Annotated in this window: 14 protein-coding genes; 5 read left to right on the forward strand and 9 right to left on the reverse strand. The window is 65.3% G+C overall.

Features of this window, described 5'->3' with window-relative positions:
- Positions 1-4 precede the first annotated feature (4 nt).
- Positions 5-787, reverse strand: a complete 783-nt coding sequence (locus AAC134_RS19165; RefSeq protein ID WP_339950735.1) for a ZIP family metal transporter — start codon at positions 785-787, stop codon at positions 5-7.
- 248 nt (positions 788-1,035) lie between these two features.
- Here AAC134_RS19165 and AAC134_RS19170 point away from each other — a divergent pair, with 248 nt between their 5' ends.
- A complete protein-coding gene (locus AAC134_RS19170; protein WP_339950747.1) occupies positions 1,036-1,668 on the forward strand; it encodes a L,D-transpeptidase in 633 nt (210 codons plus the stop codon).
- 66 nt (positions 1,669-1,734) lie between these two features.
- Here the strand turns inward: AAC134_RS19170 and AAC134_RS19175 are convergent, their stop codons facing one another.
- From AAC134_RS19175 to AAC134_RS19210, 8 genes are all read right to left on the reverse strand, one after another.
- A complete protein-coding gene (locus AAC134_RS19175) occupies positions 1,735-1,908 on the reverse strand; it encodes a hypothetical protein (RefSeq protein ID WP_339950736.1) in 174 nt (57 codons plus the stop codon).
- Between the two features lie 126 nt (positions 1,909-2,034).
- Positions 2,035-2,490, reverse strand: a complete 456-nt coding sequence (locus tag AAC134_RS19180; RefSeq protein ID WP_339950737.1) for a DUF411 domain-containing protein — start codon at positions 2,488-2,490, stop codon at positions 2,035-2,037.
- Between the two features lie 3 nt (positions 2,491-2,493).
- The gene (locus AAC134_RS19185; protein ID WP_339950738.1) at positions 2,494-3,867 is read right to left on the reverse strand and encodes a peptidoglycan DD-metalloendopeptidase family protein; all 1,374 of its coding nucleotides are present in this window, start codon (positions 3,865-3,867) and stop codon (positions 2,494-2,496) included.
- Positions 3,864-4,490, reverse strand: coding sequence for an SCO family protein (locus AAC134_RS19190; protein ID WP_339950739.1), 627 nt, complete (start codon positions 4,488-4,490; stop codon positions 3,864-3,866). The genes AAC134_RS19185 and AAC134_RS19190 overlap by 4 nt, the downstream gene beginning before the upstream one ends.
- On the reverse strand, positions 4,490-4,954 hold the full coding sequence (locus AAC134_RS19195; protein ID WP_339950740.1) for a copper chaperone PCu(A)C: 465 nt from the start codon (positions 4,952-4,954) through the stop codon (positions 4,490-4,492). Before AAC134_RS19195 ends, AAC134_RS19190 begins: the two co-directional genes overlap by 1 nt.
- 32 nt (positions 4,955-4,986) lie before the next feature.
- Positions 4,987-5,646 (reverse strand): thioredoxin domain-containing protein, encoded by a 660-nt coding sequence (locus AAC134_RS19200; protein WP_339950741.1) that lies wholly within the window; start codon positions 5,644-5,646, stop codon positions 4,987-4,989.
- On the reverse strand, positions 5,643-6,065 hold the full coding sequence (locus tag AAC134_RS19205) for a disulfide bond formation protein B (RefSeq protein WP_339950748.1): 423 nt from the start codon (positions 6,063-6,065) through the stop codon (positions 5,643-5,645). The genes AAC134_RS19200 and AAC134_RS19205 overlap by 4 nt, the downstream gene beginning before the upstream one ends.
- Positions 6,065-6,670 carry an SCO family protein gene (locus tag AAC134_RS19210; protein ID WP_339950742.1) on the reverse strand — a complete coding sequence of 202 codons (606 nt, stop codon included), beginning with the start codon at positions 6,668-6,670 and terminating at the stop codon, positions 6,065-6,067. Before AAC134_RS19210 ends, AAC134_RS19205 begins: the two co-directional genes overlap by 1 nt.
- A gap of 175 nt (positions 6,671-6,845) precedes the next feature.
- Here AAC134_RS19210 and AAC134_RS19215 point away from each other — a divergent pair, with 175 nt between their 5' ends.
- From AAC134_RS19215 to AAC134_RS19230, 4 genes are all read left to right on the forward strand, one after another.
- Positions 6,846-7,274 (forward strand): helix-turn-helix domain-containing protein, encoded by a 429-nt coding sequence (locus AAC134_RS19215; protein ID WP_339950743.1) that lies wholly within the window; start codon positions 6,846-6,848, stop codon positions 7,272-7,274.
- A gap of 1 nt (position 7,275) precedes the next feature.
- On the forward strand, positions 7,276-7,602 hold the full coding sequence (locus tag AAC134_RS19220; protein WP_084863758.1) for a YnfA family protein: 327 nt from the start codon (positions 7,276-7,278) through the stop codon (positions 7,600-7,602).
- 69 nt (positions 7,603-7,671) lie between these two features.
- Positions 7,672-8,442: a transglutaminase family protein gene (locus AAC134_RS19225; protein WP_339950744.1), complete on the forward strand. Its 771-nt coding sequence runs from the start codon at positions 7,672-7,674 to the stop codon at positions 8,440-8,442.
- Entirely contained in the window at positions 8,432-9,364 is a 933-nt protein-coding gene (locus AAC134_RS19230; protein WP_339950745.1) for a cation diffusion facilitator family transporter, read from the forward strand. Before AAC134_RS19225 ends, AAC134_RS19230 begins: the two co-directional genes overlap by 11 nt.
- Positions 9,365-9,548: the final 184 nt, after the last annotated feature.

Consider the following 9,548-nt stretch of genomic DNA (forward strand, 5'->3'; position numbering starts at 1 on the left):
GCCGTCACCCCAACCAGACATCGAGGAACAGCATCAGGACGAGGCCAATCGCCAAGCCAAGCGTTGCGCGGTTCTGGTGTCCGCTGCGATGGGTCTCGGGAATGATCTCATGGCTTATGACGTAGAGCATCGCGCCGGCCGCGAAGGCGAGGCCCCAGGGCAGGAGCGGCTGGGACAACGTTATGATCCCGGCACCGAGAAGGCCGCCAACGGGTTCCACCATACCGGTCAGCGCTGCAATGCTCCAGGAACGAACCTTGGAGTAGCCCTCGCCGAGGAGGGAGACCGCCACCGCCAGCCCCTCGGGCGCGTTCTGAAGACCGATGCCGATCGCGAGCGGCAGACCGCCTTCCACCCCGTTCGCTCCGAAGCCCACGCCGACGGCGAGGCCCTCGGGGAAATTGTGGATAGTGATCGCGATGATAAAGAGCCAGACGCGCCTGAGCGAGGCGGCCTCTGGCCCCTCGCGCCCCGTCCTGAAGTGCTCGTGCGGGAGGCGCTCGTTCATCAGCGCGACCGCACCCATGCCGAGCAGGATCGAGACACACACGATGGCTGCCGGCATCGCACCGTTCTCGAACATCGGTTCGGCCGCATCCAGAGCTGGAATGATCAGCGAAAAGAACGACGCCGCCAGCATCACACCGGCAGCAAAGCCGAGTGCCATGTCCCGCGTGGACCGCGAGGGCACCTTGCCGAAGAGGACGGGAACAGCCCCGACCGCGGTCAGGGACCCGGCCGCGAGGCTGCCCAGAAAGCCGAGCGCGATCGGCGAAAGTTCATTCATGATCGCTCCTGACAAATTGAATGGATCGGCGGAACCGATAGAATCGCAATCTCGCGACAAAGCACTCGTCGCAGGAATGACTGATCGATATTAACAGACGTCACACCCACGTGATCGGAACCGACATCCATGGCCTTCGGTTCTATTTCATGAGCGAACCAGCTATAAGCAGAAAGTGAAGTAGAGATCCTGAGGTGCAAGTGACCGAAAATACTACCCGACGCCATTTCATTGTTACGGCTGCCGCAATGTTCTCTGCGCCGATTGCCGGGCCGGTCGTTGCCAGCTCCTGGCCGACCGACGACCAGCAGGCCGCGTGGGACGCGCAGGTGACGCCGCCGGGATACGATCCGGCCACGACGAACCCGTGGGGTCTGCATCCGCGTCTGCTGCCGCAGCGGGTCGAGGCCCGACCGGGCCTCGTTCCGGGGGACATCCACGTCGATGCGACCGCGCGCTACCTCTATCATATCGAGGATGGTGGAACGGCCATGCGCTACGGTGTGGCCATCGGTCGGGGTGGCCTCTACGAGCCTGGCACCTACACGATCCGCCGCAAGGTGGAGTGGCCGCACTGGACGCCGACTCAGCCGATGATCGAGCGGGAGCCCGAGGCCTACGCGCAGTATGCCGATGGGATGGAGCCCGGTCCGCAGAACGCCCTCGGGTCGCGCGCGCTCTACCTTTTTGTCGGCGACCGGGATACCTATCTGCGGATCCACGGCACGCCTTACCCCCGCTCGATCGGCAGTCGGGCCAGTTCGGGCTGTGTGCGCATGGTCATGGCCCATATCAACGACCTCTACGAGCAGGTCGAGACCGGGGTGACCGCTCACCTCTACCCGGCTGCGGGCGACGGACCGGTCACGGCACATAGCTGAGGGCCTTCCGATCCTCTGGGAGATCGTATTCCGCGGTCAAGAGGCCGAGGCGCGCCGATCCAGCCATCACGCCTCGGCCACGCGCTGCGTGCAGATCGGTCGACCGTCCGCCGTTCGGAGCGGAAGCAGCGTCGTCTCGACGGGTCCGACGTGGCGGTACCAGTAGCAGCCGTCCTCGGGTCGCAACCGGACCGACTGCAGATCCTGGTAGGGCGCCGCCATCGCACTCAGCTGGGTCATCACTTCTGCCGAAAGGCCCGTATCCGGGTCTGCGGTTTCGGCGACTGGGACGGCGCAGGCGCCGAGGGCCAGCAAGCTTCCAATCAGCAGAAGCGTCTTGCCCGGCGTGCGCGATCGGATCATGGGTCAGTTTCCTTCATAGCTGGCAAAGACTTCAGTCGAGCCGTCGTTTCGGATGAGGAAGACGTCATAGGCTTCCCGCCATCTGCCTTGATCCATGCCGGGCGATCCGAGCGGCATCTCGGGCACCGCAAGACCCACCGCGTCCGGACGCTCCGCCAGCAATCGCCGGATGTCCGACGCGGGCACATGCCCCTCTATCACGTAGCCGTCGACGAGCGCCGTGTGGCAGGAGACCATCCGCTGTGGCACGCCGTTGTCGAGCTTGAAGCGCACCAGAAGCCCCGCGAACATGTCCTGCCCGGTCGGCGCGAACCCGTTCTCTTCCAGGTGCTCCATCCAGGCGAGGCAACACCCGCAGCCGTTGGTCTTGCGGACCTCGATCGGCGTCGCCTGCGCCTGCGCCTGTGCGGTCGGGAGGAGAGCAAGGGCGAGGGCCAAAGCGGCAAGGGATCGTTTCATGGGTCAGAGCCTTTCGTTGGTATCAGGGACGAGCGCACTTGCGAGACGCTCCTCGAGACGGGCGCGCGCATCGCCGAGACGCGCAAGAGCCGCTCCGTAGTCGGCGACCCGCTCCGCGGCTTCCGCAAGGCGGTCGTCCGAGAGAGGGTCGGTCGGACGGCCGTTCACGCGCACCTCGTAATGCAGGTTGGGCCCAGTTGCGGTGCCCGTCGCGCCAACGCTGCCAATAAGATCGCCCGCCGCGACTCGGTCACCCTGCGCCAGCCCATCGGGGACAGCGCTGAGATGCGCGTAAAGGGTCGTGGTCTCCGAGCCATGCGCAATCTCGACCACGCGGCCATAGCCGCCGCGCGAGCCGACAAAGCTGACGCGGCCCGGTGCGGTCGCGTAGACCGGGGTACCCCGTGCGGCCGCGAAGTCGACTCCGGTGTGCATCCGCGTGTCGCCGTAGACCGGGTGCGTCCTGCGCCCGAACACGGAACTGAGCCGCGCGCCCTCGACCGGCTGCGCGAAGACGCGCATGACCACGCCATCACGGTAGATCGTGGCCCGCCCGGAGCCATCCTCCGGCCAGACGATCTCGAACAGCGTGTCGCCAAGGTCAAGCGCCGCGAAGGTCAGGTCCGGCTGGCCGACGATGTCGTCGCCGATCCGCGCCTCGCGCCACATCAGCCTAAGGGTTTCGCCACCCGTCAGGTCGCGCCGGAAATCCACGGCGCCACCCAGCATCTGCGCCAGATCGACCGCGAAGCGTGCCGGAATGCCGCCCGCGTCGAGCGCGGCGAAGACCGAGCTTTCAATACGGGCTTCACTGGCCAGGGTGACGATTTCGGGATCGGGGGCCACCACGCGCGTCGCAACCTGCGCGCCAAAGACAGCCTCGATCCGGACGCCGTCGTCCACCTCCAGAACGACGCGACGGGGGCTGCCCTCCGGGGTGGTGATGACGCTGAGGGCATGTCCCGGACGCAAGCGGCGCAGGTCGAACTCTGCCGCAAGTGCAAGCGCCACCTCGGCGCGAACCGGGGCATCGAGACCTGCCTCCGCGAGAACTGCATCGAGCGTCTCGCCCGCGGCGATCTCCCGTGCCCACGTCCGGAGCGAAGGCTCGACCCTCGGAAGCGATGGCGCGACGACCACGGCAGACGGCAGAGCCGGTGGGCTGACCATCGGGGCAACATCCGAACGGGCGAGGGTCGGCGCGAGGACCGGCGCCTCAGTGGACGCCGGCATGGGCATGGCCTCAGGCGTCCAGAGTGCAGCCTCGGCAAGACCGGGCGGGACAGGGTCCCGTGTCCAGGTGCCCGAAAGCGCGAGGGCGGTCGCAGACACGCTTCCCGCCGTCACGAGTCCGACTGCCAGATACCTCAGCTTCATGTCGCCCCCTCCGTTTCTTCTTCCAGCGCCCGGCGGATCTTCGGCACTGCGAACTCCCTCGGTTCGTGATAGTCGATCATGCTGACGAACCCGCCGGCCGCGTCGAACAGGAACACGCTCGCCGTATGGTTCATGGTGTAGTCGCCGCCGTTGGTCGGAACACGCTCGTAGCTCGCCCGGAACCCTTCCGCCGCGCGTGCTATCTGATCTTGCGCACCGGTCCAGCCGCGGATCGCCGGATGGAAGTAGCCGACATATTCGGCCATCGCCTCGACGGTGTCGCGGTCCGGATCCACGGTGATGAAGACCACGTTCATCTGCCCGGCATCCTCGCCGAGCGTATCGAGCCAGCCGGAAATGTCCGACAGCGTGGTCGGGCAGACGTCGGGACAGAAGGTGAAGCCGAAGAACACCATGGTCGGGCGACCGACCAGTCTGTCGGGGCCGACCGGTTGTCCCTCATGATCCGTGAGACGGAAATCCATCTCCGTCAGCGGCAGCGGAAGCCGCCCTGAAGCCTCGGGCGCGCCGGGACCGTCCACCCGCCACCAGCCGACGAACAGCGTCAGCCCAATGGCGCCCAGAGCAGCGGTGCCGTATCCAAGAGCCGTTCGGCGCCGCATCAGCCCTCCGGCCCGCGCGCCGCGATCCCGAGGATCGGAACCTCGACCGTCACCTCGCCGCCATCCGAGAAGCTCAGCGTCAGCGGGAAGCTCTCGCCCTCGATCATCGGCTTCTGCAGCCTCATCAGCATCGCGTGCAGCCCGCCGGGTGCCAGTTCAGCGGCTTCGCCGGGGGCGATGGTGATCTCGCCCGCAGATGCCATCGAGCTGACGCCCTCGGCATTGGTCCTGCTCTCGTGGATCTCCGGCATCATGGCGAGCGGCGTGGAAATGCCGGTCAGCGTGACGGCCTCGTCTCCGGTGTTGCGGATCGTCATGTAGGCCGCGCCGGGTCGGTTGACCCCGATGGAGGCGCGCGCCCACGCGTTTTCGACAACCACATCCTCCGACCCGGCAAGGGCGACACCGGATGTGAGCGCGAGTGTGGCGAGGCTCGCCAGCAACGGGATGGTGAGCTTGGTCATTCGTGGGTGCCTCCTTGTCATGCGCGCCACGGTCACGAACCGCTCGCGGCCACTTCCTCGGCCACCAGCGCGCGCAGTTCGGCCTCACCGAACGGATCGAGCGGCCGACCGTTGACGAAGAATGTCGGCGTCTGGCGCACAGCCATGGTTTCGACATCGGCGCGGTCCTGGTTCAGGATCGCCACGACATCCGGCGCGAGCATCTGCGTGCGCGCCGTCTCCACATCCAGTCCCGCGGTTGCAGCTATCTCCAGGATCAGTCCCGGAGCCGGCGCGCCATGCGAGGCCCACCGTGGCTGCTCGCGCAGGAGCGCCTCCATCACGGGCTCGTAGACGTCCTGCATCCGGGCAGCCTCGAGCACGCGGATCGCTTCCTCCGAGGCTTCGCCGTGGAACGGCGTGTAGCGGATCGCGACGCGCACCGCGTTGCCATGCTCAGCCATGATGTCCTTGACCACCGGATAAAAGGCGCGGCACGCCTCGCAGGCCGGATCGAAGAACTCGACGATGGTGACGGGGGCATCCTCGGGTCCGAGGATCGGGGAGTAAGACCGCAGCAGCGCCTCGCTCTGTTCGGGCGGGACAGTCGCGGTTGCGGCGACGGATGCGGGACGTGTCGTGAACCAGGCCGCTGCGGCGAAGACGGCAACGGCGACGGCGACAACGGAGAGGATGAGAGCGCGACGATTCATGAGCGCGGGTCCTTCAGAGAGAGGGCCGACAGGCTCGCGGTGAGCGTGAAGGCGACAAGCGACAGGAGCGGGATCGGAACCCCGAGGATCAATTGATTGGCGTCGGTGCAGGAGGGGCCGGTCGCCGTGCAGGGCTGGATGGGCTCCGGGATGATGCCGACGTAAAGGCCAATGTGCCAGAGCGCGACCGCCCCGCCGCAGAGGCTGAGCGCCACGCCATAGCGTCCGACGCGGGCGTCCTGCCACCACAGGCCGAGGCCCAGAACGATGGGTAGCGGGAACATGAATGCGCGCTGGTACCAGCACAGCAGACAAGGCATCTGGCCCAGCACCTCGCCGATGAACAGCACCGAGAGCGTCGCGATGAGCGCCACCACCCAAGCGGCGGCGAGCGCCGCTTCACCTGTCAATCTCGCAATCATCCGGCGAACCGCCCCCTCAGATCGGCAAGGATCTCCTCGGCAGGCGTGCCGTAGGACCAGGCTTTCACGTAACCGCCTGCCGGGTCGAACAGGAACAGCTGCGAGGAATGGCCCATCGTGTAGCCGCCGGGCGCCGCGGCCTCCTCGACCTTTTCATAGAAGATGTGAAAGCTGTCGGCGGTCCGTTCGATCTGGTCGGGCGTTCCGGTCAGGCCCACGATCCCGGCCTCGAACCTCGGCACGAAATCCGCGAGGACCGATGGCGTGTCGCGCTCGGGATCGATCGATATAAACAGCGGCTGAACCTGTGCGGCGTCGTCGCCCAGCCCGTCCATGACGGCGGCGATCTCGGCCAGCGTCGTCGGGCAGACATCGGGGCAATTGGCGAAGCCGAAGAAGACCAGCATCCAGCGGCCCGCGTAATCCTCCTGCGTGCGAACCATCCCGGTGTGATCCGTCAATTCGAAATCAGCACGAAACGCAGGCTCGCCCTCCGCGGCCTGGTCGGCTCGATAGTCCGCCCAGAGCAGCAACCAGACGAACGCCAGCGCCGCAACGCCCGCGAGCGCCCAGAGGATCTTTTGAAGAAATGTCAGTCGCAATGAGCTTGGCCTGCCCGTGATTCTTAATTTTATGGGTGTTTACACCCTCAAGTTACTAGAGGTTCAACCCGCTTGTTCCGTCGTCATGGCGGCTTCACGGACCTGTGTAGCGGCTCGCGGCCTTGCCAATCGGTGCGGCAAAACCTACCAACACTGAAGCATTACGGAGGCGCCCATGCTGACGATCGGCAGTCTGGCCAAGAAAACCGGCACCAAGGTGCAGACGATCCGCTATTACGAGCAGATCGGTCTGATGCCGGAACCTGGCCGGACCGAGGGTGGCCAGCGCCGCTATGGCGACGATGAGCTCGACCGGCTCGCCTTCATCCGGCACGCGCGACAATTGGGCTTTTCACTCGAAGCGATCCGGGAATTGCTGGACCTCAGCGATCACCCCCATCGCCCGTGTCACGAAGCCGACGCCATCGCGCGCAGGCAGTTGAAGCAGGTGGAGCAGCGCCTTGCGCGTCTGGAAGCCCTGCGCACCGAACTCAAGCGCATGGTTCACGAATGCAGTGGCGGGCAGACGGCCGATTGCCGCGTGCTGGAGGTGCTGCGCGACCATTCCGAGTGCCTGACGGACCACGACGAGATCGGCGCCTGAGATGCCCGCCGCGCTCGCCTATCCGCTCGCGGCCTTGGCCGAGATCGCCGGATGCTTCGCGATCTGGGCGTGGTGGCGTCTCGGTGCGTCCGCCCTCTGGCTCGTTCCCGGCGTGGCCGCGCTGGTCGCGTTCGGCTGGCTTCTGGCGCAGGTCGACACCGTGGCGGCGGGACGCGCCTTTGCGGCCTATGGCGGGGTCTATATCGCGGCATCGGTTCTGTGGATGTGGCTCGCAGAAGGACACAGGCCGGATGGGTGGGACGTTCTGGGGACCGCGGTGTGCCTGGTTGGCGCCGCGATCATTCTGGCCGCCCCGCGCGGTGCGTGAATTCAGGGCTTGAAGCTACAGTCGCTGTAGCAATTATCTCTCTCCCATACCGATTCGAGGAGAGATGTCATGATTCAAACAGACCCATTGCTCGCCCCCACGCGGCTCCTCGATTTCGAGAGTCCGGCGATCGCGGCGCTATTGGTAGCGCGGGGCTGGAAAGCTCTGCCGCCTGACGCGCGGATCGGGGCCATCTACGATTTCGTTCGCAACGAAATCGCCTTCGGCTACAATCGGGCGGACGACATTCCGGCATCGCAGGTGCTGGTGGACGGCTTCGGCCAGTGCAACACCAAGGGCACATTGCTGATGGCGCTGCTCAGGGGAGCCGGCATCCGGTGCAGATTGCACGGCTTCACCATTCACAAGGCGCTCCAGCGCGGTGTCGTCCCCGAGCTTGTCTATCCGGTCGCGCCCGCGGAAATCCTCCATTCCTGGATCGAGGTGGAGACCGGCGCCACGTGGATTGACCTGGAGGGTTTCATCCTCGACGCGCCGTACCTCACGGCATTGCAGCGGGCGTTCAGCGACAGTGACAGCCTCTGCGGCTATGGTGCGGGCACCGAGTGCCTTAACAGCCCGTCGGTCGAATGGACGGGAGCCAGCACGTATATCCAAAAAACCGGCATTGCCCGGGATCTGGGAACATTCGAGACGCCGGACCAATTCTATGACTTGCACCGGCAAGCGTTCGGCCAGCTGCGCGATTGGCTCTATCGTCACATCGTAAGGCACTGGATGAATGCTCGGGTTCGCAGGATCCGCGATGGGCGCCTGCCTCTCAAGCCAGGCACTGCCCGGCTCAATCACCGTCACGAGGGGGACGCACATGCCGCATGATCATGGCCACGCCCATATCGACCCCAAGTCCGGCGATCGCCGTGTCTCCGTCGCGATCTGGGCGAATGCTCTTCTGACCGTCGCGCAAATCGTCGGAGGCATCTTATCGGGCAGCCTCGCGCTGATCGCGGATGCGCTGCACAACTTCTCGGACATGGCGTCCCTGGTGATCGCCTTCGCAGCACGCAAGATCGCGCGGCGGCCTGCGGACGAGCGGATGACCTTCGGCTATGGTCGGATCGAGATCGTGGCGGCTCTGATCAACTACACCACGTTGATCCTCGTCGGCTTCTACCTGATCTACGAAGGCGGGATGCGGATGATCGACCCGCCTGAGGTCGCCGGCTGGACGGTCGTGATCCTCGGTGGCGTGGCGCTTGCCGTGGACACGCTGACAGCGCTGCTCACCTACTCGATGCAGAAGGGCAGCGTGAACATCCGAGCTCTGTTCCTGCACAACCTGTCGGATGCGCTGGCCTCCGTAGCGGTCATCATCGGTGGTGCGCTCATCATCCTCTACGACATGCGATGGGTCGACCCTGCGATTACCATCGGTATCGCGCTGTACATCCTCTACCTCGCCTTCACGGAGATCGGCGGGCCCATTCGCACACTGATGCTCGGCAGTCCGCCCGACATCGACAACGGCGCTGTCGTCGACGCGGTGCGCGGCATCGGCGGCGTGGCGGACATCCATCACGCTCATTTCTGGCAGATGCAGGAACACGCGGCGGCACTCGATACGCATGTTGTCATCGAGACAGGATCTTGGGAGCGCCTCGAGGACATCAAGGACGAGATCAAGCGAATGCTTGAGAGCCAGTTCGGCATTGCTCATTCGACGCTGGAATTCGAGCGACAAGAGCGGGCCCACCAGAACGCAAGCCTGTATGGACATGGAGGAAAGGAGGATGCTGGCTGACACCAGCCACCGTGCGGTGGCGATGCGAAGTCGGGCATAAAGAAAACAATGACTTAGGGTGGAGAAGGTTGGATTTCAGGTCCATCCCCTCCGCCAGTTATCCCCCCGCGAAAGCCTTCTCCCGATCCGGTCGCGACCGGATTCTGCTTTCGCTTCGAGGGTTGTGGGGCAGAGGCTGAGCACC

Origin of the sequence: uncultured Albimonas sp. (assembly GCF_963977235.1) — a bacterium.
Classification (GTDB): domain Bacteria; phylum Pseudomonadota; class Alphaproteobacteria; order Rhodobacterales; family Rhodobacteraceae; genus Albimonas.

Excerpts from the sequence above, each read along its gene's own strand:
- AAC134_RS19185 (WP_339950738.1), bottom strand. The coding sequence starts at position 3,867 with ATGAAGCTGAGGTATCTGGCAGTCGGACTCGTGACGGCGGGAAGCGTG.
- AAC134_RS19220 (WP_084863758.1), top strand. The coding sequence starts at position 7,276 with ATGCCCGCCGCGCTCGCCTATCCGCTCGCGGCCTTGGCCGAGATCGCC.
- AAC134_RS19190 (WP_339950739.1), bottom strand. The coding sequence starts at position 4,490 with ATGCGGCGCCGAACGGCTCTTGGATACGGCACCGCTGCTCTGGGCGCC.
- AAC134_RS19170 (WP_339950747.1), top strand. The coding sequence starts at position 1,036 with ATGTTCTCTGCGCCGATTGCCGGGCCGGTCGTTGCCAGCTCCTGGCCG.
- AAC134_RS19175 (WP_339950736.1), bottom strand. The coding sequence starts at position 1,908 with ATGACCCAGCTGAGTGCGATGGCGGCGCCCTACCAGGATCTGCAGTCG.
- AAC134_RS19225 (WP_339950744.1), top strand. The coding sequence starts at position 7,672 with ATGATTCAAACAGACCCATTGCTCGCCCCCACGCGGCTCCTCGATTTC.
- AAC134_RS19180 (WP_339950737.1), bottom strand. The coding sequence starts at position 2,490 with ATGAAACGATCCCTTGCCGCTTTGGCCCTCGCCCTTGCTCTCCTCCCG.
- AAC134_RS19230 (WP_339950745.1), top strand. The coding sequence starts at position 8,432 with ATGCCGCATGATCATGGCCACGCCCATATCGACCCCAAGTCCGGCGAT.
- AAC134_RS19195 (WP_339950740.1), bottom strand. The coding sequence starts at position 4,954 with ATGACCAAGCTCACCATCCCGTTGCTGGCGAGCCTCGCCACACTCGCG.
- AAC134_RS19200 (WP_339950741.1), bottom strand. The coding sequence starts at position 5,646 with ATGAATCGTCGCGCTCTCATCCTCTCCGTTGTCGCCGTCGCCGTTGCC.
- AAC134_RS19165 (WP_339950735.1), bottom strand. The coding sequence starts at position 787 with ATGAATGAACTTTCGCCGATCGCGCTCGGCTTTCTGGGCAGCCTCGCG.
- AAC134_RS19215 (WP_339950743.1), top strand. The coding sequence starts at position 6,846 with ATGCTGACGATCGGCAGTCTGGCCAAGAAAACCGGCACCAAGGTGCAG.